The organism is Coprococcus sp. AM14-16 (assembly GCF_003434675.1).
GTDB lineage: Bacteria > Bacillota > Clostridia > Lachnospirales > Lachnospiraceae > Coprococcus > Coprococcus aceti.
In genome coordinates this window covers 465,226-490,971 of the sequence record NZ_QTLL01000002.1, presented here as the reverse complement: position 1 = coordinate 490,971, position 25,746 = coordinate 465,226, and the positions used below count along the sequence as shown (strand labels likewise).

Annotated in this window: 15 protein-coding genes; 1 reads left to right on the top strand and 14 read right to left on the bottom strand. The window is 44.3% G+C overall.

Going from position 1 to position 25,746, the window contains the following annotated elements; genetic code table 11:
* Positions 1-66: 66 nt before the first annotated feature.
* The 10 genes from DW159_RS08230 to DW159_RS08185 form a co-directional block, all read right to left on the bottom strand.
* Positions 67-1,785: an alanine/glycine:cation symporter family protein gene (locus DW159_RS08230; RefSeq protein WP_117549973.1), complete on the bottom strand. Its 1,719-nt coding sequence runs from the start codon at positions 1,783-1,785 to the stop codon at positions 67-69.
* A gap of 195 nt (positions 1,786-1,980) precedes the next feature.
* Entirely contained in the window at positions 1,981-3,186 is a 1,206-nt protein-coding gene (locus DW159_RS08225; RefSeq protein ID WP_117549971.1) for a metallophosphoesterase, read from the bottom strand.
* Between the two features lie 300 nt (positions 3,187-3,486).
* On the bottom strand, positions 3,487-6,657 hold the full coding sequence (gene ileS / locus DW159_RS08220) for an isoleucine--tRNA ligase (RefSeq protein WP_117549969.1): 3,171 nt from the start codon (positions 6,655-6,657) through the stop codon (positions 3,487-3,489).
* Positions 6,658-7,303: 646 nt separating this feature from the next.
* On the bottom strand, positions 7,304-8,383 hold the full coding sequence (locus tag DW159_RS13695) for a hypothetical protein (protein ID WP_187115861.1): 1,080 nt from the start codon (positions 8,381-8,383) through the stop codon (positions 7,304-7,306).
* A 252-nt stretch (positions 8,384-8,635) separates the two neighbouring features.
* A complete protein-coding gene (locus DW159_RS08210; RefSeq protein ID WP_117549967.1) occupies positions 8,636-13,936 on the bottom strand; it encodes a hypothetical protein in 5,301 nt (1,766 codons plus the stop codon).
* Positions 13,937-14,089: 153 nt separating this feature from the next.
* Positions 14,090-16,282: an alpha-galactosidase gene (locus DW159_RS08205; RefSeq protein WP_117549965.1), complete on the bottom strand. Its 2,193-nt coding sequence runs from the start codon at positions 16,280-16,282 to the stop codon at positions 14,090-14,092.
* A 73-nt stretch (positions 16,283-16,355) separates the two neighbouring features.
* The gene (locus DW159_RS08200; protein ID WP_055272033.1) at positions 16,356-17,060 is read right to left on the bottom strand and encodes a hypothetical protein; all 705 of its coding nucleotides are present in this window, start codon (positions 17,058-17,060) and stop codon (positions 16,356-16,358) included.
* Positions 17,061-17,308: 248 nt separating this feature from the next.
* Positions 17,309-18,151 (bottom strand): carbohydrate ABC transporter permease, encoded by an 843-nt coding sequence (locus DW159_RS08195; RefSeq protein ID WP_117549963.1) that lies wholly within the window; start codon positions 18,149-18,151, stop codon positions 17,309-17,311.
* Between the two features lie 15 nt (positions 18,152-18,166).
* Positions 18,167-19,153 (bottom strand): carbohydrate ABC transporter permease, encoded by a 987-nt coding sequence (locus DW159_RS08190; protein ID WP_015534456.1) that lies wholly within the window; start codon positions 19,151-19,153, stop codon positions 18,167-18,169.
* Positions 19,154-19,270: 117 nt separating this feature from the next.
* Positions 19,271-20,572, bottom strand: coding sequence for an ABC transporter substrate-binding protein (locus DW159_RS08185; RefSeq protein ID WP_242992644.1), 1,302 nt, complete (start codon positions 20,570-20,572; stop codon positions 19,271-19,273).
* A gap of 272 nt (positions 20,573-20,844) precedes the next feature.
* On the opposite strand from DW159_RS08185, the gene DW159_RS08180 reads away from it, so the two are divergent.
* Positions 20,845-21,612 (top strand): YesL family protein, encoded by a 768-nt coding sequence (locus DW159_RS08180; RefSeq protein WP_022217363.1) that lies wholly within the window; start codon positions 20,845-20,847, stop codon positions 21,610-21,612.
* A 95-nt stretch (positions 21,613-21,707) separates the two neighbouring features.
* On the opposite strand, the gene DW159_RS08175 is transcribed toward DW159_RS08180, so the two are convergent.
* From DW159_RS08175 to DW159_RS08160, 4 genes are all read right to left on the bottom strand, one after another.
* Entirely contained in the window at positions 21,708-22,631 is a 924-nt protein-coding gene (locus DW159_RS08175) for an AraC family transcriptional regulator (protein ID WP_117549961.1), read from the bottom strand.
* Positions 22,632-22,773: 142 nt separating this feature from the next.
* The gene (locus tag DW159_RS08170) at positions 22,774-23,925 is read right to left on the bottom strand and encodes a YIP1 family protein (RefSeq protein ID WP_055145904.1); all 1,152 of its coding nucleotides are present in this window, start codon (positions 23,923-23,925) and stop codon (positions 22,774-22,776) included.
* A 122-nt stretch (positions 23,926-24,047) separates the two neighbouring features.
* Entirely contained in the window at positions 24,048-24,263 is a 216-nt protein-coding gene (locus DW159_RS08165; protein WP_015534452.1) for a hypothetical protein, read from the bottom strand.
* The gene (locus DW159_RS08160; RefSeq protein WP_117549959.1) at positions 24,251-25,657 is read right to left on the bottom strand and encodes a hypothetical protein; all 1,407 of its coding nucleotides are present in this window, start codon (positions 25,655-25,657) and stop codon (positions 24,251-24,253) included. Before DW159_RS08160 ends, DW159_RS08165 begins: the two co-directional genes overlap by 13 nt.
* Positions 25,658-25,746 lie beyond the last annotated feature (89 nt).

The following is a 25,746-nucleotide window of genomic DNA, read 5'->3' as shown; positions in this document are numbered from 1 at the left end:
TTAGGTTAAGAGAGTATAAAAAAGGGGACGGAGGTTCCAGACCCCTCCGTCCCCGGACTTAATATTCTACTTTGATGCTTTCTCTGCCTTGATGACAGACTGGAATTCCTTCATATCCTTTGCGATCTCTCCGCTAAGTGCCAGCAGGCAGATAAGGTTCGGAATCGCCATGAGCGCATTCGCTATATCTGAGAAGTTCCATACAAGATCCAGCGATATCGTCGCGCCTACGTATACAACAAGTGAGAACACTATCCTGTATATCATATTGTACTTGTGCGACTTGAACAGGTACTCGAACGCCTTCTCTCCGTGATACTCCCATCCAAGGATCGTGGAGAATGCGAAGAGCACAATTCCTATAGTTACGAGCCAGCCTCCCACCTTGCCAAGCGCAGAGCCAAATGACAGGATCGTGAGAGCCGCACCCTTTATGACGGTTGAGCAGGCAAATGTCCCATTCTCAGCAAATGTGTAATGGTTTCCGGCTACATCAGTCCATGTACCGGTAAGACTTCCTATGGCGGCCCGACTCTCCTCCACCGCAAGCTCACTTGCAAGCTTTGTATTCTCATCCTTGTTCAGTTCATCGGATGGAAGAACTGAAAGCGTAAGGGTATTTGACGAATTGGATGTATCTGTCAAAATAAGCTGGTCATCTGCGAATTCATATGTATAGTCCGTCGTGGTAGTCTTGTTGTCAGAATCAACAGCCTCCACAGTGATCTCCGTTCCGCTCACCTGATAGCTGCCCTTTGTACTGTTCTCCGTGATCCCAAGCACACCCGACGATGCAATACAGAGACCTGTGATGGTACATACTACTATGGTATCCCAAAATGTACCTGTCATATTGATGTAACCCTGACGGACAGGATTGTCTGTTGTGGCAGCTGCCGCCGTGATGGCCGCAGAGCCCATTCCAGCTTCATTTGAGAATACTCCTCTGGCAACACCGAATCTCATGGCATTCATCATAGCTGCTGTGATCGTACCACACAGACCGCCACCGACTGCCTTGACTGAGAATGCCATCTTGAATATCATGGCAACTCCTGCCGGAAGATTCTGGATATTGATGATTATTACAATAAGTCCGGCTGCAACATAGAATATCGCCATCAAAGGAACAACAACTGATGACACCTTAGATATAGTCTTGATTCCTCCAACTATTATAAGAAGGGCAAAAACCGTAAGTATGATTCCTGTCACATATGTAGGCACGCTGAATGTGCTGCTAAGAGATTCAGATATGGAATTGGCCTGTGTCATATTTCCTATTCCAAATGATGCGATGACTGCAAAGAGTGCGAACAGCCAGCCCAGCATTGCGCCGAACTTCTTATGCTTGAATGCCTTCTTCATAGTGTACATAGGACCGCCGCTCATCTCGCCCTTGGCATTCACCTCACGATACTTGATAGCAAGCATACACTCTGAGAACTTGGATGTCAGACCAAATGCTGCGGATATCCACATCCACACCAGTGCTCCCGGACCTCCCGATACCATGGCCGTTGCAACACCAACGATATTTCCCGTTCCTATGGTTGCAGCAAGCGCGGTGGTCAGTGCCGAAAATGGTGACACGTCTCCGGTTCCTCTGCTCTTTGTCCTTGCCTCCTTGCTAAGTGTACTCTTCAGCGCATAGCCGAGGTTCCTCCAAGGAAGAAATCCTGTTCTGATCGTCAGAAATATTCCCGTTCCAACCAGAAGCACCAGCATGACCGGTCCCCAGACAAATCCATCCACCGCCGACACGATCTCATTTAACTTTTCCATACAACCGCCTCCTCTTTCCAGGTTATCCATATCATCCGACCCGGCACTCCCCTCATTTTTATCCCGAATCAGTTTATATACCCGTAAATTTACTGTATTTTTGCCACAAAGTCCAGAGTATTGTGGTGTTATGGTTATTTTCCTTTATTAATTAAGTTATGCGAGCGGTTGGCGAAATATTATGTGGTGTGGTGGTCATTTAAAATTCACCGTTATCGGGCATATCTCCGCCTTGGTTCCAACCCGCATATCTGGGCCAAACACACCGACTCCGGATGTCACTATGTTGTGCATGCCGTCAACGTTCAGGTAGCCGCAGGAATTTTCCCACATCATCGCCACAAGTATGTTGCCTGGGAACATTTGTCCGTCATGGGTGTGTCCACACAGATCCATATCCACACCTGCCGACGACAGCTCCTCCAGCTCCTTTGGCTCATGATCAAGGACTATGATAGGTTTTGATTTGTCCACATTTTTCGTGATCTCGTCTGCGGATGCTCTGTCTGTGACTCCACTTCCCGGTCTGTGGGCATCGCGGCGGCCATAGATATATATGGAATCGTTTATCAACACTCCCTCGTCGCGAAGAAGTGTGATTCCCGCTTTCTCTATAAACTCGTCCATCTCCGGGCTGCTGGTCTTCTCCTTCTGCCCGCCAAATGTAAATCCGGCAAGCACCTGCTCCTGTATATCGTGGTTGCCATAGCATGCATACACTCCATACTTTGATTTGATCCCCCGGAGTATTTTCTCAAGCTCCTCCGGCTGGTCAACGGCTTCCCATTCGTTGTCAAATATATCACCCGCTATCAGCACCAGATCTGCGTCCTGCTTATTTATAGAATTCACTATTCTTTGAACCTGCCTGACGCCTATGTTGTATCCAAGATGAAGATCTGCAACCAGCACTATCTTCATGGAATCCATCTTCTTACCATTCTCATCCCGTGCTTCCTTATTGATGGTCACATCATAAGGCGTCACCCGCACAAGTCTCGCATTTACCACTCCCCAGAATGATATACACATGATAAGTGTTGCGCACACACAGCCTACTATCCTGCGAACCCGCGGCACACATATCTTATCTTTGCTCACTCTGAATACATGAAGCAGTAGGAATCTTCCAAGCTCGGCTATCACTATGAAGAATATCATATAAAGCAGAACACCCAGCCAGTAATTTCCCACCAGCTTCATGCCACGTTTGAACCTTCCCTGTGGCAGGAAGAATGCGATCACCAGCGCCGACGCCAGAAATGCATATAGCACTATCGGGACTATCCAGCCCTTCTTGCCTTTGAGTTTCGGGAAATATGCCTGTACCCAGCCCTTTATTCTCCAGAACAAATATATATTTAACGCTATGTAAAAAGGTGCAATGAAAATTGCTATCATCTTTTTTCTCCTTTGTTTTTCTGACTGGCCAATATACATATTGACGGCAGTCCTTTGTACGATTTATTCATACAATAATATACTCCCAACACCACACATACACAAACTTAATAAATCGTAATTCCACCGTCATCCCCTAATATCCAAATATATTTAAAGAAAGTACAAAATTTTCCTAAATCACATAAAAATAGCCCGAAAGATACAAAATCTTTAAGATTTGTACCTTTCGGGCCGTATTCTCTTGATCAGGGATAATTTTTTCCAAAATGCCTGTTTTAAACCCTAATATTATATCCCTTAGTCGTTCTTCTTCACTCCAAGAGTTACCTTCTCGCCGTTGATGTTCCACTCCTTGGAATATCCATCAACAGAACCGGTTACGATCTCTGTTGCCATAACGTCACCGATGATAGCGTCTGCATTTGCTGCGATGATGTCATTTGCCTTCTGGCTTCCGTCTGCGTATACAGTGATCTTGTCCATAACCTCGAATCCAGCCTCTTTTCTCATAGTCTGAACCTTGGATACTATCTCACGGACAAATCCTTCCTCAAGAAGCTCCTCTGACAGGTTTGTGTCGATGACTACTGTCACACCGCCGTCTGCCTCAGATACGAAACCGTCCATCTGAGCCATGTCGATCAGAAGATCAGCCTCAGTGAGTACGATCTCCTCTCCGTCTGCCTCAAACTTCAGAGCGCCCTCTGCCTTGAGCTCTGCCATGGCTGCGTTGCCATCCAGTGCTGACAGATGCTCCTTGATCTTACCAAGGTGCTTGCCGTACTTAGGTCCGACTGTACGAAGCTGTGGCTTGAAGCTGTATGTTGTGTAAGCGCTTACATCATCATCGAACTCAACGTTCTTCACATTAAGCTCATCCTCGATGATAGCCTTCTCCTCACCGAAAAGCTTCTTGTCAGCCTTGACATACATCTTGCCGATTGGCTGTCTGTTCTTGATATTTGCTGTATTTCTTGCTGCACGTCCCAGAACAACGATCTTCAGGATCTCGTCCATAGCTACCTCGAGCTCTGGATCGATCATCTTCTCATCCACCTCAGGGAATGAGCACAGATGAACTGAAAGAGGTGCATCCTTGTCTATATTTCTAACCAGATTCTGGTAAATATCCTCTGCCATGAATGGGAGCATAGGAGCTACTGTCTGTGCTATAGTAACGAGCGCTGTGTAAAGTGTCATGTAAGCATTTACCTTGTCCTGCTCCATGCCCTTTGCCCAGTATCTCTCACGTCCACGACGGACATACCAGTTACTCATGTCATCCACGAACTCCTCAAGAACTCTTGTTGTCTCAGGGATCTTGTATGCGCCAAGGTTTGCGTCAACTGCCTTGACTGTTGAGTTCAGCTTGGACAGGAGCCACTTATCCATAAGTGACAACTTATCGTACTCTAGCTCATGCTCAAGTGGATTGAAGTTGTCTATATTTGCATAGAGTACATAGAACGCATATGTGTTCCACAGTGTACCCATGAACTTTCTCTGACACTCAACAACCGCATCCTCATGGAATCTGTTAGGAAGCCATGGTGCTGAATTGCTGTAGAAGTACCATCTGATGGCATCTGCGCCGTACTTGTTCAGAGCATCCATAGGATCTACCGCATTTCCCTTGGACTTACTCATCTTCTGTCCGTCCTTATCCTGGACATGTCCGAGAACGATTACGTTCTTAAACGGAGCCTTGTCGAACAGCAGTGTTGAGATCGCCATAAGTGAGTAGAACCATCCTCTTGTCTGGTCAACAGCCTCACTGATGAAGTCAGCAGGGAAGTGCTTCTCAAATATATCCTGATTCTCAAACGGATAGTGCCACTGTGCAAATGGCATTGATCCTGAATCGAACCAGCAATCAATAACCTCTGTAACTCTGTGCATCTGCTTGCCACACTCAGGACACTTGATGGTTACAGCGTCGATGAACGGACGGTGAAGCTCGATGTCCTCAGGGCAGTTGTCACTCATTGAGCGGAGCTCTTCCTTTGATCCGATGGCATGTCTGCAGCCGCACTCACACTCCCAGATGTTCAGCGGAGTACCCCAGTAACGGTTTCTTGAAAGTCCCCAGTCCTGAACGTTCTTCAGCCAGTCGCCGAAACGTCCCTTACCGATGCTCTCCGGGATCCAGTTTACAGTGTCATTATTCTTAACCAGCTTGTCTCTTACCGCTGTCATCTTGATGAACCATGTATCTCTTGCGTAGTAGATAAGTGGTGTGTCACATCTCCAGCAGTGTGGATACTCATGCTCGAACTTAGGCGCATCGAAAAGAAGTCCCCTTGCGTCCAGATCCTTCAGTACCTCAGGGTCTGCATCCTTTACGAACATTCCAGCAAATGGAGTCTCCTCAGTGAGATCACCCTTGCCATCTACAAACTGTACAAATGGAAGATCGTAGTTTCTTCCGACATTTGCATCGTCCTCACCAAATGCGGGTGCGATATGAACGATACCGGTACCATCTGTCATAGTTACATAAGTGTCACATGTGATGAAGTGGCCCTTCTTGTGCTGCTTCTCACATACAGGCTTTACGCACTCATAGAGTGGCTCATACTCCTTGTACTCAAGATCCTTACCGACATATGTCTCAAGAACCTCGTATGCAGGAACTGCTGCCTGATCGTCTGCTGCTTCCTTTGCAAGACCGCCGAGAACCTTGTCTGCAAGCGCCTGTGCAAGATAATATGTGTAGCCGTCTGCTGCCTTAACCTTCACGTATGTCTCATCTGGATTTACACAGAGTGCTACGTTTGAAGGAAGTGTCCAAGGTGTTGTTGTCCATGCGAGGAAATATGCATCCTCTCCGATAACCTTGAATCTTACTACTGCTGAACGCTCCTTGACTGTCTTGTATCCCTGTGCAACCTCATGGCTTGAAAGAGGTGTTCCACATCTTGGACAGTAAGGCACGATCTTGAAGCCCTTGTACAGAAGTCCCTGATCCCAGATCTTTTTCAGCGCCCACCACTCTGACTCGATGAAGTCATCATGGTATGTTACATATGGGTTGTCCATATCAGCCCAGAAACCGACCTTGCCTGAGAACTCTTCCCACATGCCCTTGTATTTCCATACGGACTCCTTACATTTCTGGATGAATGGCTCCAGTCCGTATTCCTCTATCTGTTCCTTGCCGTCGATTCCCAAGAGCTTCTCAACCTCGAGCTCAACAGGCAGACCGTGTGTATCCCATCCGGCCTTTCTGACTACGTTATGTCCCTTCATTGTCTGATATCTAGGGATCATATCCTTGATTACACGTGTAAGAACGTGTCCGATATGTGGCTTACCATTTGCTGTTGGAGGGCCATCATAGAATGTGTATGTTGGCAGATCCTTTGTCTCTTCAACACTCTTCTCAAATACCTGATTTTCTTTCCAGAAGTCCAATACCTTCTGCTCTCTGTTCACGAATTCCAGTTTAGTCGAAACCTTGTCGTACATGTCGTCTTTCCTTTCTGTGATAAATATAAAAAAGCCCTTCGTCGTAATCAGGACGAAGGGCTTTAAGTTCGTTATACCACCTATTACTTACATACTAACATATGCGCTCCCCTTAACGCAGGAAATACGTCAGAGCCTACTTGAGCAAATCTCTTTTGGTCTGCAACTCCAGAGTGATATTCCGAAAGTCTCTACTGTCACCGGGCTCGCACCGCCCCCGGCTCGCTGCTGATCTCGCAGACTCCGTACTGTCTCTGTCATCGTTTTTAACTTATATGATCCAGAAAACCGCCTGTATAAGCCATTTCTGAACCTATCCATTCATTAGTATAGCAAGTATTTGTGGTTTGTCAATCGCAATATGCGCAAATACTTTACTATTCTACTTCTTTATAACCACATTCTTTGTTGTGCTCCATGCCGAATAGTATGTCACTCTGCCGGACTTTCTGTATACGATATATCCACCAGCTCCATTATTAAGATACATATAAAAATTTCTTACGTTTTTTATATTATCACCATGCATATACAAATACAATTTGTTTTTTATGCATATTTACTATAAAACACGTTCGCATCTATCTAATATATACAAAAATCTCATGGACTGAGAAATCAATCCTCAATCCATGAGATTTATTTTCTAATATACGTAGAGATCATAGTCTACAAGATACCACTTACCGCCAGTCTTTATAACTGTGTATATGATCTCGCCATCTGATTCGTCAGTAGATCCTTTTATCTTGACATCAAGATCCACCTCGTAGCACTTGTCAACCGTCATGTCGACATCCAGCATGTCAAATGTATCATTTACATCCTTAAGCTTATCCTCGTCATATTCCTTCTCTGATCGGTCCTCGACCTTGATACTCTTGACCTTGCCTACCTCATCTACCATGTCGCTGACCTGCTCGTTGAATGTATCCTTGACATAGTCATCACTGCCTGTATAGCTTCTTATCCTGTTATACAGCTTGTAATATTCCTTGTCCATCAGATCAACCATGGCATCGGCATCGCCTTTTTCATAGGCTGTCACCAGCTTGTCTCCGACCTTCTTGGCACTTCTCTCACCGGGACCACCCGCCAGGATCAGAACAACGACTATTATCGCGATCAGGACTGCCGCTGCGATTCCGCCTATTATTGCTATAAGCTTCTTGTTCACCTTTTTGCCCGGCTCCATAACACCCGGAGTCATGCCCGGCTGCTGGCTGTACTGTGGCTGACCATACTGTGGCTGCCCAAATCCTCCATACTGTCCACCTGTCGACTGGACATTTCCACCAAACTGCTGACCCTGACCGTACTGCGGCTGACCATACTGTGGCTGTCCAAATCCTCCATACTGTCCACCTGTCGACTGGACATTTCCACCAAACTGCTGACCCTGACCGTACTGCGGCTGACCATACTGTGGCTGTCCAAATCCTCCATACTGTCCACCTGTCGACTGGACATTTCCACCAAACTGCTGACCCTGACCGTACTGCGGCTGACCATACTGTGGCTGTCCAAATCCTCCATACTGTCCGCCCATCGGCTGTCCAAATCCACCCGGCTGCTGATTCTGCTGTGGCTGACCTGGGTTCGGCTGCCCTTGTGCACTGTTCTGCACCGAAGAAAATGCGCTCACTCCCGGAGTCGTGAGGACAGTAGTTCCCTCGTCCTCATCGTCGTCCATATCATTAAATCCATTTACGTTATTCTCGTCCATTTTTCTCTCCTTATTCTGCTCATCCCTTTTGCTGCTCTGGAACAATAATGTTCCCATAGAATCATGGTAGCATTTTATATCTGCCATGTCCAACCAAAAACATCACATTATCTCAAATTTTACACTTTATTACCTGTTTTCTTTCGCTATTATGTAATAAAAGGCGTTATGATGATGAACACACAGAATAAAAAAACAATCCGCCACGGATACAGATTGTATCCATGACGGATTCTTCTATTTCTTTTGATATTATCTCTTCTTTATTACAACCGATTTCTTTCCACTCCATGCGGAATAGTAAACCTTACCATCAATCTTCTTAAAGCTTCGTACTCTGACATAATATCTCTTGCCCTTAGTAAGTCGTTTGATGGTCTTACTTGTAACTGAACCTCCGTTTACATTGGCCGTCTTTGCAGATTTAAACGATGCATTGTCTGCATACTGTATCTGATATCCGGTGGCCTTGACTGCCTTATTATATGTAACCTTGGCTGTTCCGGCCGATGCACTTGTGAATTTCTTCAGCTTCACGGCAGGTACATAACTTCCTGTCTTCTCGCCGCCAAATGCCGAATTGTATGTCACATCGCCAAATGTCTTATAAGTTCTTATCTTATATGTATACTTTACACCCACATTTTTAGCTGTGACGTCCACGAACGATGTTGTATCCGGATTCTGAACAACACCTGCTATCGTATATGCTTTTCCATTTACTCCTCTGTAAACAACATATCCCGATGCCGCTTTATACTTCTTCCAGCTCAACTTTATTCCATTTGCTGTGTTGTCAACGGACTCAACTTTTCTCACACCCATCTTGATGTCAAATGTGAGTGTCTTCTCCCCTTCATAGTCACCCTTGAATTTGATGACAACTTTGGCCTTGCCGATATTCTTGTTATTTGAATATGAAACGCTGTAATTTCCTGCGGCAACCTTTCTGCCCTTTGAGTCTTTGACCTCTACCGCAGGCTTCTTAGCTGTACCATCATACTCAACAGCGCTGTATGCAAGCCTGATACTCTTTATCCTGTATATACTCTGAGTTTCCTTGCTGGCTGACTTGCAGTTTTTGCACACATGCACCTTATATCCGTCACGGGTCTGTGATGCCTTTTTCTTAACCGTCCACACCGTCTGATAATCGTGAGGAACTGTGGTCTCATCGTCTATGATAGTATCCTTTTCTCCGCAGTTATTGTCACACTTTGCCGTCTTGGTTCCCTTCTGCGAACATGTGGCATTTCCATCTGACTCATACTTTGTGAAGCTGTGTCCTGTAGCAGGGATCACCTCGGTCTCATATATATCCTCATCCTCAATGTACCTTGTCTTCTCTCCGTTCTCAGTACATGTCGGAGTCTTGGTTATGATCCATCCCTCGTCATCTCCAGCCCCAAACTTCTGGGTCTTTGACTCAGCATATATCCACTCTGATGAACCCGTATTCTTATATCTGAGATCCAGGGTCACATCTGTGTATGTGTCATTTTTCACAACAGACATGATTCCCTGAATGGTATTTCCATATGCATCTGTCCATCTTCCGCTGACAAATGGTGTCTTCTGACTCTCATTATTTGCATATGTTATCTCTATATCTCCGGTTACACTGTATCCGTCCTCCGTCTTCTTCACCTTGCATCCTGATATGCTCACAGCGGAGATATCGTACTCGTTCTCTACCTCTGCCTCCACCTTCTCAGGAGTGATCGTCACGCTTCCTGTCTGCTGCGACGCAAGGCTGATCCTGAATGTATAACTGCGGTTCGCCTCAAATGTCCTATCTATAATGAGTTGTCCGCCGTTCCGTGAGTATGTCTTTTCCAGAACTCCATCAGCATAGATTCTGGTGTATACTGTATTATCTCCGCAGTCCACCGTAAATCTGTACTCTCCGGTCTCCGTTGGGATAAATTCATACTCGATGCCCTCTCCGTCATAGCTTATATCCGCTGTTATCTTCTGACCCGGTGTTATTTTTCCATTACCTGTCACATACGAATCGTGATATGTAAATGTTATCTGATCATCTTTCTCTCTCGCATAGAGTGCTATAATATAGCTTCCCTTTTTCAGAGAGAAAGCATCTCCACTGCTATATGTATCTGAAAAGCTGCCATCATCCTCAATGGTATATATACCCTTAAGCTCAAAGCCCTGTCTCTGAAGGGATACCACTCCATCTGACGCAATATCAAATCTGTACAGCTTTACATCCCCAGTGTTCTCAACACCTGAAAGCACCACAGGCTCATCTGATATCAGGTACTCCAGCTCATCCACATTCAGATCTACGACGTCAAATGATGCTCCCTGAACTTCACAATCGTCAGCCATTCCCCATATGGAAGGTATTATCTCATATAATCCGGTCTGTTCTGTTATCGTGTCGATGCTTAAATAGCTGCTCACCCTGCCGTTTTTCTTGATCGTAAAGCTTATATCATCGTCATCCGCGCCAAATGTTCTGGTACTTCCATCAGAATATGTGACAACGGTTTTTATGCTGCCCTTGATCTCATCAAATTTCCTCAGATATTCAGTCTTAGAAACGGTTGTGCTTACACTTACAGCCTTGACGATATCCTTCATTGTCACGCCGCATTTATTTACATTTTTTCCCGGATACACACATACATACAGATCCCCGCCTGCTGTGTCAAATCCCGCACTGCCAAATCCATCAGATGAATAAGCCACGTTGTTAGTCGTTATCTCTGTTCCATTTGCATCTAAAATCCTGATGCCATCGATCTTCTCATCAGCGGATACCACATACGAACCCGCCTGGGCACTTACCTTATATACATACACATATCTGTCGCCGGAAATATCCAGCGTCTTTGAGCCGTCCCATGTTCCAAGGCTCATGCTCTGTGCAGTCTTCACTGCAAATGGTATATCAACCGTATCCATGCCATCCGCACCAGCGATTGCAAGTTCAACCATGTATCTGCCAGTATCAACCCTGCTGCCAAAGCCTGCGATCTCGACATACTTTCCAGTTTTCTCGTTATATCTGTACCATGTACTCGTGATCAGCTCATTATCCTCGCTGTCACCGACACTGGCCTCTTTTACACTGCCATCATCATATACAAACTGGAGAGTCTCTCTATCCAGAAGGTTTTTGATACCTGATAATTTCATATCTGGAAGGAATTCATAGGTTCTGTTATCTCTCAGCTTCCATGAACTGATCTTTGAATTTGACAAAGTTTCTCCCCTTGTCACATTCATGCTCCAACTGGTCTGCGTATCTCCCCACTTGTCCTCTACTCCGCCATCGAGACAGATATAGTATGTATTGCCGCTCTCAAGTGCAGCCTCGCCATCCGATACACTAAGTTTCTTCAGATCATACATTGTCTCATCGTCAGCGTCGATCTTGCTGTAGATCTCCATACCGCCCACTGGGGCAAATGTATACCTGGCAGATATCGAAGGCTTAAACGTATAATATGCACTGCCATTCTCCGACAGACTTACCTGGTTAGATCCCTCCGCAAGACTTCCGGCAGCAACATCCTCTATATCCTTTATCTCTATGTCATATGCATAAGAGTCCTCACTATACAGTGTGTATATCCTAATCTGTGCCGCTCCGACAGGGCACTCATTTTCTATATCTGTAACTATCTCAGCACGTACCTCGTCTCCTCTGGAGGTTTCCACACTGTCCGAATCGTCAAACACCAGCTCCTCTGTTTTTCCGTCAGCATACGAGATCTTTACTCTGGTTCCATCTACATAACTGCTGATATCCTTATCGTAGCTGCCCATTCTGATGAAATCTGTGTTCTCGGGAACAGCAATCATATCTGTCACTTTCGGAATAAAGCTCAGTCTCACATTTGTCTTGGATGTAGATAACTCATTATACAGGCCTACGTAATAGGTGCTGCCTCCGGTAAGTTTTCCTGTAACCTCTACCGGGCCCTCATCACCGGACTCATATACACAATAAGGACTGTCGCTTTCTATTACCACACTTCCGTCAAATGGCATGACAAAACTGTAATAAGCCTTGTCATACTCATCCGTTCCGACACTCACATTGTTGACACCTTCGAAGAGCTGTCCTGCGCTCAGCTTGTCTATGGACACTACCTTAAGCACTGCCGTGCCGAGCAGCTCCTGATCTTCCTCAGCCGCATCATATCCCACAGCTACTTTGTACTCGCCCTCTGAAAGAGTTACACCTTTTTCATATTCGTACTCTTTCCAGTTATCATCAGATGACGAATAATATACTGTATATCTGTTTCCATTACTGTATCCACTTCCACCGGTCAGATCTATGCTTTCCGTGGACTTATCATTATACTTTATTGTACTGCTCGCACCATTCATGAAGCTTATCGGCGTTCCGGCTGCCCATTCGCTCTTTGCCAGCTTCAATGTCACCCCTGAAGGTGCCACATACTTCTTCGCCTTGAGCCTGACCTCATTCAATGTTTCATTGTCATCATCCGTTGTTCCTGAAAGTCTGACATAATAGGTCTTTCCCTTGACAAATGAATACCTGTCATTATCGGTCTCAACCACCGCCATGTCCGAATCATATACATCTATAAATGCAGTTGATGATTCATCTACTTCAAACACAAAGTCAGCAGTTGCAGATGGTATAAATCTGTAATACTCGTAACCGTCCACCCTGGTATCATATGCGTAGGTATCCGTCTCACTGATATTCCTTTTTCCTACAAAATATTCAGCAGGAGTCTGCACCTTTGCAGTGTACGAATCATATATCTTGGTCGACTGGTCCGGCTCACTATCCATTTTGTCTGTAAGCTGAACGGTATATGTACCGGCCGGAAGCTTTTCCGCATCCGCATACGATACCATATCCCCTGCATCGCCCTCATAATAATAATTTCCCTTGGAATCCTTCACCCACAGACTGTATGTAACTCCATCTATCTTACAGTCTGAGCCGCTGATACCTGAACTGCGCACCTTTCCACCGGAATAGGTTACCGTTGCGTACGCCGATGTTATGGAGTCTGGTGTTCCCTCCAGTATCGTTGTATTATCCGGCACCATTTTTATTGCCGCCACATCCGGAAGCTTTCTCACGCTTATATTTGCACTTTCGGAAACTGTATAAGAACGGGCATACTTAGACCCAAGAATGTATTTCTCCCCCGCAGTGCACTTGTATACCAGCCTGCAGCATCCACTGCCATCCTTTTTACCTGTAGCAAGGCGCTTACTCTTACTGTTATACAAGGTCTCCTGAAGCATCAGCCGTGACTGGCTTCCCTGCAATATTATCTCATAATATCCTGTCTCATCCGTGACAAATGATATTTTACTCTCCTTGCCATTAACTATGTTCACAACCCCATAGTCACCCTCAAGCTCTGAAATATCCTCTGTAGCTGCTGATATCTCAGCTTCATTCATCTGTACGGCATACGCTGTCATATTTGACAGTAAAGTCTGTGCCTGTGCAGTCGTCATCGGCATAGGACTGCACGACGACACCATGGCTACAGTTACAGCCGCAGCCATTATCCCCTTCAATTTCATATGTAACCTCCCTTTTTCTCCCATACATATTCAGCACATTTATGCCGAATATATAAGCACAAAAAATTACAGCCTCATATTATCATGAAGCTGTAATTTAATACAATATAATTAATATTTATGTATAAATAACACAATATCACTTATGCAATTTTACTTTCTAACCAGATGGATCTGGTAAGCATTGTACTCGCCGAACTTGAGTGGTACAGGAAGTCCTATCTGGTCAAGTCCCTGTCCGCTGTACTCTGCGCCAGTCTCCTCGTCAACATATGTGGCATCCGCATCAAGTCCCTTTACTCTGACAAAAGGTACAGGGGCATTGCAGAAGCTCTCCACCGTCACGATATTGACAAGGGTCTCTGACTTGTCCCTTGCGACAAATGACCATGCAGCTACACCTTTGCTCTTATCCGCATCCGTCAGTCTGTAGTAAAGTCCATTATGAAGAAGATCCCAGTACTTCTTGTAGTTTTCTACCTGAGCCTTTACCTCTTCCTTCTCCTCATCGCTGACCTTGTTCAGATCAAGCTCGTAGCCAAAGCTTCCTGCCATGGCAACAACGGCTCTTGTATTGAATGGAGTTGTCCTGCCTGTCTGATGATTTGGAACCGCTGATACGTGTGAACCAACCACCGATATAGGATATCCAAATGAAGTTCCATACTGTATGTCAAGTCTGCAGATGGCATCTGTATCATCACTGCACCAGATCTGTGGTGTGTAATACATCATTCCGGCATCAAATCTTCCACCGCCACCGCTGCAGCCCTCGATGAACATCTTTGGATATCTCGCCTGAAGTCTCTCCATGAAATCATATACACCGAGAACATACTTGTAGAGGATAGTTCCATTGTTCTGGATTCCCTCTGTCATGGAGTATACATTTAAGATGCTTCTGTTCATATCCATCTTTATATAATCAACATCTATCTTGTCAAGCACCGCTGTCAGCTGATTAAATATACAGTTTACGACCTCTTTTCTTGAGAAGTCCAGATTGAGCTGGCTTCTTCCCATGACAGGCTTTCTTCCAGGGATCACAAATGCATAATCTGGATGCTCCTTGAAAAGCTCGCTCTTCTCGGATACCATCTCAGGCTCGATCCAGATACCGAACTTCATGCCGAGATCCTTAACCCTCTTGACAACATCAGCCATAGGGCCGCCCATCTTATCCTCATTTACAAACCAGTCGCCGAGACCTGACTTGTCATCATTTCTCACACCGAACCAGCCGTCATCCAGAACCAGCATCTCAACGCCGAGCTCTGAAGCCTGCTTTGCTATATTAACTATATCATCACCGTTGAAGTCGAAGTATACTGCCTCCCAACTGTTGATGAGAATAGGTCTTCTCTTTGTCTTGTACTCGCCGCGGCAGATATTGTATCTCACAACATCATGCATCTTGTGTGACATGTCGGCAAATCCATCAGGTGTATATACCATAACTACCTCAGGTGCCACAAACTCACTCTCAGGATAGAGCACATACTCAAACATCTCATCCTGAACGCCCATGTTGAGTCTCACCTGATCTGTCTGATCCTTCTCAACCTCACAGTTGAAGCTTCCACTATAGAGAAGTGAGATTCCGTAGCAGTCGCCCGCATCTTCATTTGCATCCTTGCCTGCTATAACCACAAATGGGCTGTGCTGATGGCTTGATGTACCCCTTGTGCTTCCGATCTTCTTCACACCATGATTTATAGCTTCTCTCTCATACATGCGCTCCATAGCATGTCTTCCGTGGAAGTGGATGAGATCATAATCACCTGTCACAAAATCCAGGCTCACACTTGATGCCTTTGCCACAAATATATCCGCATCGCTTATATTTCTGACTATAGCTGATCTTGTGATCAGATCCTTATCCTTTATAATTCCATACAGAAGATCAACCTCCACTCCCACCTGAGGATCCTGAAGAACGATCTTAAGGGTCTCACCCTTCTCGCCGTCATTTGTGTAAGCAGCAGGAAGTCCCTTGAGACTATACTTACTGTCCATCACCTCATATGAAACATATCTGAGATCACATCCATGTATTCCCTCTATGTCCTTTATGTTGAATGCCGGAGTCCTGAAATCTCCGTTGCCGTAGCAGCTATATTCCAGTGGAATGTTGTCCAGAGAGAATTCTCTGTGCTCCTGTGCTTCATAAGGATTGCCTGAGAATCCTCTATCGTAATGAGTTATGACATATGACATATCCCCGTCCATTTTCTTGCCATAATACAGATGAGCCAGATACCCATAGTCAATCACCTTCATCTGATATGTAGTATTTTTGGTGTTCAATGTGAAAAGCTTTTTCTCTTCATTTATCAATATTGCCATGCCCAAGTCCTCCTTTTCGTGATCTCCAGTTTCTCTACAGCCAAATTTCATTTGACTGGTCTTTCCTCATAATTTATCTACAACCGGCTCCGCCGGATTGTATTCCAAGTTCCACCATGTAGTCCACAAATTTCTCCACATATCCATAATCCGCCGCATATGCTGACAATCCAATATATGCCTTGCCATCTGTGTACTCAGTAAGTCCTGCCGCCTTGTATCCTTCAGATACATCTATTCCGACAGGTATCTTCTTCCCCTCTTCATCCTCGTAATAAATTATCCTATCCTTATACTTATCATATATATCGCCGACCTTCTCATCCGACAGGTCTGCAAGTCTGCCGCTCTTCGCCAGACCTATGAGATTGTCATACTGGCACAAGACTGCCTGAGCAGTGTCCGCCTCAAGGTATGCCAGCACCTTCATATAGTAACTGTTCTTATAATCTGAGTTATTTGCCAGATTAAAAAATGCATTGTTGTCAAATGTAACCCTTCCCGGGAGATTTTCTTCCCCTACATACGACACAAATCCCTGTGTCAGCCTGCAGTCCTCTGAAACATCATCGTAGTTGTTCACAAGGACGACATCCAGTATCGGCTTGTCCTCCCTCGTTGCAAACACAACAGTGAAATACACTACAAGTCCCACGAGAACGACCGCACCGATTATCCAAAGCTTGTAATAATCCCAGATATATCCTATTTTTTTGCGTGTGGAGTCCATCTCTTTTATCTTCTGTTTTTCTTCTTCCGTGATTATCGGCTTTTTCATAGACGTCCTCCTTTTGTTTCGCACTTACGATATACTTTGGAGTGGACGCATGAGAGGCGCTCCGCGCGGCGTCCACGGCATCGTAAATACTTCGTATTTACGATATATTTTGGAACAGACGCATGGGAGGCGCTTCGCGCGGCGTCTGCAGCATCGTAAATACTTCGTATTTACGATATATTTCACAAGGGTGGCGTCATTAAGTGACGTCACCCTGTGAGCATATATAATATCTTCTTTAACTTTCTTTAGAGCTTTCCACCTGATGTTGCAATACCTTCTACGAACTGCTTCTGGAATATCAGGTATATAACGATCATTGGTATACATGATATAAGAGATGCAGCCATCAGCTGTGGATAATTGGACTGATACTGTCCCTGCATTGTTGCAAGAGCTGCTGAGAGCGGCATCTTGTTTGCACTGCTGTTTACAACCAGTGGCCACATCAGATCCTTGAATGCGAACACTGCTGTGAATATACCGAGGGCAACCATCGATGATCTTGCAAGCGGAGCCATGACGAACACGAATGTCTTTGGAATGTTACATCCGTCAAGTCTCGCTGCCTCCTCGAGATCTCCAGGAAGTCCCATGTAAGCCTGCTTGAGCAGGAAAGTACCGAACGCTGTTACAATTCCCGGGAATACCAGAGCAAACATTGTATTTGTCATGCCCATCTTACTGATCATCAGGAACTGTGGGATGATGAATATCTGTGAAGGAATCATCATCTGGAAAAGTATCAGAGAGAACATAAAGTCTCTGCCCTTGAACTTAAGTCTTGCAAATGCATATCCTGCGAGTGTTGCTGTGAGACATGCACATACAACTCTGAAGAATATGAGCAGTAATGTGTTCTTGTAAAGGACAAGGAAGTTCATGTTATTCCAAACAGTTGTGAACGCGTCTGTACGCCACTGTGATGGGAATATTACGAATGGACTTACCGAAGTTGCCTCTGTTACTGTCTTAAATGCTGTGAGTGTCATCCATACAAATGGCACTATCATAATAATTGAGAATATGATCAGAATGAGGTGAATCAATAATTTCTGCATTCTTCTCTTAAACTGTACGCCTCTTGTCATATCGATTCCCCCTTCCTAGTTATAATGAACCCACTTCTTCTGACCTATCATCTGGAATACTGTGAGTACCATGATGACTGCGAGAAGAAGAACTACTATTGCTGATCCATAACCCTTGTTACCATTCTGGAACGAATACTGGTAGAACAGATATACGATGGACTCTGTCTTCTTGAGGGCCGGATTGGAAATATCCATTACCATGTATACAAGGTCGAATACCTGAAGTGCTCCGATTACTCTTGTTACGAGTACGAAGAATACTGTAGGTGAGAGAAGTGGAAGAGTAATCTTGAAGAATGCTCTTACTCCTGATGCTCCGTCAATATCCGCTGCCTCGTAGTAATCCTTAGGTATCTCCTGAAGTCCTGCAAGGAACAGAACCATGTTGTAACCAATGATCGACCATACACCGATGATTGCAACTGAGATCCATGCGATCTTTGGATTGGATATCCACTCGATCTTTGTACCGAGGATGTGGTTTAACAGACCGAACTGTGAATTGTATAACCATCTCCATACCATGGCTACAGCTGCAGGTGCAACTACCATTGGCAGGAAGAATATTGCTCTGTATATTGTTCTTCCGTGCATCTTGCGATTCAGGAATACCGCAAGTATAAGTGCGATGGCGATTGAGAATGGAACCTCAATGATCGCATACTTGAATGTATTGAGAAGTGACTGCCATACCTCAGGGTCAGCAAACATCTTCTTGTAATTTGCAAATCCTGCAAATGATGAATCTCCGAATGAACCGACCTTGCAGAATGACTGATATATTGTCTGTACTATAGGCCATAAGTTAAGTACGATGATTCCTATCATTGTTGGGAGGATGAATGCCCAGCCCCATTTGCGCTGGTTTCTTTCCCATGTTGTTGACTTCTTTTTCTTGAACTCTTTATCTTCTGCTGCTGCCGGCTTAACTGTCTGTGTCTCTGTAGCCTGAATTATCTCAGCCGCTTTTTCTTCAACTTTCTTGTTGTTATCTGACATAAAATCCCTCCTCTTATTCATTTATATTGTAATTAACACCCCACCTGTTTCTGGTAAGCAATGGGCAGGACCTCCATCCTACCCACTGTTATGTTATCTTATAAATGCTCTGTAGGATTACTTGTCTTCCTCTGCGATGTACTCGTTCATCTGTGTTGCGAAGTCCTTACATGACTGCTCCATCTTTGATGTGTCTGCCCATGCATCTGCGAAGAATGTCTGTGCTGCCTGTGACCATACTGTTGAATTGTATGTGTAAGGTCTGAGTATAAGCTCATTTGTTACGCCTGGAACTGTTGACTCCTTTGTGATATCAAGGTAAGCGTTGAGGTTGAACTTGTCTGTGCAGTTAACCCACTTATCTGATGTGTTATTGTAAGCTGACATTGTTACACCAAGCTCAGCCTGCTTCTCCTGCATCTCCTTTGAACCTAACCACTCGATAAGCTTCCAACAGTCATCTGGTCTCTTTGTGTCTGCTGATGCAGCCCATCCAAGTCCGTTACAGATAGAAGTTCTCATACCTGTTGTCTTGTCGTATGGAAGAATTGCTACGTCACAGTTCTCAACGAGATACTCGTTGTCAAGGAATCCTGCTGTCATCCATGAACCCTGTGTGATCATTGCTACTGTACCTGACTGGAACATAACGTCTGTACCTGTCTCTGACATTGTTGTTGCCGGTGGGCAGCAATCCTTGAGGAGCTTTCCTACATAATCCATAGCCTTGATAGTGTTGGCATCGTCATATCCTGACTTTGTGTGATCGTCATTTACGATGTAACCGCCCATTGAGTAAACCATGTTGTAGTATGTGTCCTGATCGTTTGATGTGTTCATACAGAAACCGTACTGATCGCCATTAGTAAGCTTCTTAGCTGCATCATAGAGGTCATCCCATGTCCATGTCTCATCTGGATAAGAAAGTCCTGCATCATCAAACATCTTCTTGTTGTACCAGAGAGCGATTGTATCGTAATCCTTTGGTACTGCGTAATATGAGCCATCATATGTGTAGAGCTCTGTGATCTCTGACATGTAGTTGCTCATATCAACCTTATCGCTCTTCTCAATGTAGTCATCGAGCTTTAAGAGCTTGTTGTTCTTCATGTACATCTGTGAGTTGTTGGAGTGCATCCAGAATACATCCGGCATATCTCCACCTGATGCTCCAGCCTCAAGAAGTGTCCAGTATGAATCCCACTCCTTAACCTGTACATCAACCTTGATTCCTGTCTCTTCTGTGAAGAGATCACATATCTGCTGCAGACCCTTCTGCTGGTTGTTATCCCAGATAACTACCTCAAGTGCATCCTTGCTGCTACCCTTGCTTCCATCACCGCCACCACATGCGCACAGTGAAAATGCTGTTGCCGCTGCAAGCCCTACTGCTACTGCTTTCTTCATTGTTCTTCTCATAAAACCTTCCTCCTTAAAAAACGTTCTGTGTGCTTCCTATGATTGAATTATAAAATTTTGGTGAAGTTTTTTACATGGTAAAATGTCAAAATATCATGGGTTTTTGTCACAAATGTATATTTTTAAGTAGTTAAGTTCGCTGTTTTTGTGCTATTTTATGGTAAATTGTAGAATACATATGGTAAATTGTAAAATTCGCTATATATTGGCATACCTTTTTGTGCTATAGTTAAACAAACGATATTATCACTTTTTACATCAGGAGGATTTTTATGAACATTTTCAGCAGTGACGGCTGGTTTTCCAGATTTTTTGGAACGCTCGGCGATATTATAATAGTGAACATTCTATTCATATTGTGTAGTATTCCCATAGTCACCATGGGAGCTTCCATGAGCGCAATGTATTTCACTCTGTTAAAGAAGCAGAGGACAGGCGAAAATGGAGGTGTAGTGAAATTATTCTTCAAAGGCTTCAAGGATAATTTCAAACAGTCAACGATTTCATGGCTGCTATTCCTTCTTATATCATTTATATTCACTCTGGATTTCAACCTTTTTGGCAAGGGTGGTCCACAGGAGAACAAGCTCATGTACTACACCAGTGTCGTGCTTATGATATTGACTTGCTTCATCGCAATTTACCTGTTCCCTGTCATAAGTGCCTTTAAGAACACATTGAAGAACCTTCTCTTGCAGTCCATTTACCTGGCAGCCAAGAACTTCATATTTACAATAGTGATCATGGTTCTCTACACTCTGCCTGCATATGTTCTGCTATCCAGCACTCAGGTATTTATGGTAGGTATATTCGTGTTCATAGTCTGTGGCTTTGGCCTTATAGCATATGTATCATCATTCATGTTTTTGAAGGCATTCACCCCATATCTGGATGAGGTTACAAAGAAGTACACGGACGATGATCCTGCTTCATGGATGCACAGCGATGACCAGACATCTGAATCAGATGAGGATAATCCTGAATCCACAAAGGTTACCAAGAAGCTTATCGTTGACAATTCATATCATGGCAGACAGTAGTTTTTACCGTATATCGTAAATACAGCAAAGGCGGATGTGCGACAAATCGCACACCCGCCTTTTGCTTAATTCAAATTTTTTGATTCAATTATATCTTACAGCTTCGAAGCCTCATGTCCAAACTTGGCATCATTCGTCTCAAGCTCAACCTCAAGATTCCTGAATGACTTAGGACTCATTCCAAACTTCTGCTTGAATGCTTTGGAGAAAGAAAGAGAATCCTCATAACCACACTGATATGCGATTATATTGATCTGCTCCTTTGAAGATCTAAGCAGACTTGCAGCTTTCTCCAATCGGAAATTAATCAGATATTCCTGTGGTGATACACCCATCTCCTTCTTGAAGCTTCCTGTCAGATGACTTCTGCTTATTCCTATGAAATCAGCAATATCATCTATCTTGATCTTGTTCATATACTTCTCAGTGATGAAATCAACTGCCGCCTTGACGTATATCTTGCTTGGATACTCTACATTGTCATTCTCCTGCTGATCAGATGTATTATCCTCCATAATAGTAGCAAACAACATCATAAGCGCACTCTGTCTCTTCACCTCGTTTATACGTGTGATCTGGGAATATTCGAGCATCTTGTTGATACATTCTGTACATATGTCCATCTGCTCGATCTTTATGATAGGCGAATCTTTCTTATAGCCCATAGATTCTATAAAATCTTCAGCTCTGTAGCCATGAAATCCAACCCACATGTAACTCCATGGATCATCATCGTCAGCCCTGTAAGTAGTCTCCTCACCAGGTCTGATGATAAACGCCTGTCCAGGTCCCAGTTCATAAGTCTTCCCCGCAATTGTAAATGTACCCTTGCCCTTCTTTACCATATGGATAACATATGATTCTCTGACGTATGGACCAAACTTCCAGCCTTTTATACAATCCTCTCTGCCACAATAGTCCAGACTGATTGCGGTACCCCACATATAGGAGTTCGACAACTGTAGATCTTCCAGACAAGCAAAACCAACACTGTCAGTTAAACCAACCTTTCTTACCATAACCCGTCCTTTCCTTTACTATATCTTTGCCACCCTTTTATATAAGTTAACACCAAAAACACCTTTATATTTTAACAAAAGCAGACAAACCTGTCAATTTTCAGATCTGTCTGCTTCCTGTAAAATATCTATAAATTATGTCTTACCAGTGACGGTAACCAAATACTGTTGCAGCGTTCTTGAAGTAGCTGAGTACCTGCTCTGCACATGTTGCGCTGTCACTGAATATCTTTTCTGCGATGTTATCTATAACAGTGATGAGGAATACTGAGATAACTATAGCAGCGATAACTGCAAATATCTTTGAGTTGTCATTTGTCTCAAGGTTATCGAATAACGCATGAGCTGCGATCACGATTCCGCAAAGGCTTATTCCGAGGAAGAGTATGTATCCAAAGCCTCCGATGATTCCGCTGAGGAAATCAACCTTGTGGAAGAGTGCTGAGATGATCTCAAATATGATTCCTGCAACCATTGCTATTGCCTCATAAAGTGCAAATACACCAACGGCGTTAAGTGCTTTTCCAAATGTGATTCCACCCTTGAATATAATTCCTCCGGCGATAAATACCGCTGCTGTCATGATGACTGCTGCGATTATAGTGAAGAAGAACATGTAGAAGCCCTTTGCTATTGAATCGCCAAAGTCAAATCCCATTATGAGGAATCCGACAGTTACAAATATAAGTGAGAGGATGGCATTTACCCCTGCAAGTATTCCGCCAGGAACCATGTTGTCACTCTGAACCATCTCACCCGCTGTATCTGCAGGGCTCTTGAAAAGACCTATCACATTCTTGAGAAGATCATTTATCATATTGCCCGCTGCTGATGGCTTCTTCGGCTGTGGCTGTGCATAGCCCTGCTGGCCGTACATCTGCTGGTTCATCTGTGGCTGGCCGTAGCCCTGCTGACCATACATCTGCTGGTTCATCTGCTGACCGTAGCCCTGCTGATTGTATGCTCCCTGGTTCATCTGCTGGCCATAACCCTGCTGATTATACATCTGCTGGTTCATCTGCTGACCGTAGCCCTGCTGGTTGTATGCACCCTGCTGGTTCATCTGCTGGCCATAACCCTGCTGATTGTATGCACCCTGCTGGTTCATCTGCTGGCCATAGCCTTGCTGATTGTACACTCCCTGCTGACTCATCTGCGGCTGGCTGTAAGCCGCTGCCTGCTGATCTGCCTGTGGCTGGCTGTTCTCCGCCGCCTGCTGATTTGTCTGTGCCTGATCTGCCACCTGCTGTTCTCCCTGTGGCTGACCAAACTGCTGATCCTGATTCTCGTTCATTCCTGTTACCTCCAATTCCTTTCCCTATGTGAAAATATATCAAAAATATGATACCAAATCCCCCTGGTTTTGTCATCATATCATTGCTCTATAAACTTCTGTGCGATATCGAAGGATCTGACTCAATCCTTATAATATCCATCGAAATAGTTAATCGGGCTGTGGCTGTCATACTTTGCATGATACACAAATGTAGTATAATCAACATATTCCGCTTTCTTCTCCTCATTCTGTCCAATATTGTTGGATCTTACAAGAGCAGAAATCACTATGGATACCGTTAAGCATATCCCGCACACGATACCTATTGCAACATACAAAAATACTATCGAACCCATGTCTTATCCTGCCTTTCCTTCACGTATTCTATAGTGCCATAACTTCTGAATCTGTGAATATCTATCCTTGATCTGTGAAGCTTGTTGATCGCACGCCAGAAGCTCACCAAACTATATATAACTCCAGCCACATACGCGGAAAATACCATAAAGGCTCCACTTGAATCATCCACACCTGCACTTATCCTATACAGATCCGTCATAAGTCCCCCAACAAATACAGATACATATGTACACAGCACAACCATCACTGTCATAAGTATCGCTATGGATGCCCCAACCTTAAATCTGTTGGATGGGACATTTCCCACGACCTTGCCGGTCTGCCCATTCACCGCCACGGTATAGAGTATTCCCTGATAACGAAAAGTCATGAACCACGCTGGCAGCAATGCATACTCGATATCTGTCATCTTTATATCCGTTTTTTCCTCAGTAACCCGGGCGTTTTTCGGAACATCGCTCATCATCTCTTCCTTCACCGCATCATTGCTCTTTCTCTTTGCAACGGCTGCGATCTCGGCAGCTGGTACATCGTACCTGTCCGTGTAAAATCCGGACAGATATTCTGGGGAAAACGTCAAAGCCTTCTCTAAATCATAAGGCTCCAGTCTTGCCGAAATGTGATCATTCAATCTTCTTGTTGCATCACCAGGTACCCTTGGAACTGTACACTCACAATCTCTCATACAATTGTGTGTGACTGTTTTGTCTGCAGTTTTCTGTGCAACTGCTGCTATAGAACCAAAGCATTTTTCATAATTACTAACGCGCTCGCCTTTTTCATTCTCCTGAAATACATACTTGAGCTTTTTTCTAACATGATAAGATGCCAGCCAATATGGTATATATATTCCTCGTATCTTATCAATCTCAAATTTCTTTATCTCATCCGGAACAAACCACCCCTTACAGAACCTGTCACGTATAAGCTGTTCTGCTCTCTTCTGAGAAATTCCAAATGGAATAATAAGGTCCGGCTCCAGTTCATCCTTAACTCTGTCAACCAATATCATCGGCTGCCCACAATACGCACAGAAACTGGAAGTTTCCGTGGATTTCACCATAAGTCTTGCACCACAGGATGTACATTCATATAGATTCATATCCATATACCTTGGTGATTCATCATCCTTTCCAATATTGATCTCATCCAATGTGTATATCGTATCCGTGGCATCAGTTATGTATCTTTTTATTCTGGCAATCTTCTGAATTGCCTTATAGCTTCTCTTATCTACAAGCTCTCCATCCTCATTCCTGGTCATGGCAGAGTTTTCTTCTCCTATGCCTCTGCTGATCACCGAATCACACTGCGTACACTGCAGCTGCCTCGTCTTAGGATTCAGTACCACAACACCGCCGCAGGATGGACATTTTACTGTAAGATTCATTGCATGTTACCCCCATGTCTACCAAACATAAGCCCCATTTGACTAAAACAGTATCATCTAAATTATAAGCTATCAAGTAGTCAAATTAC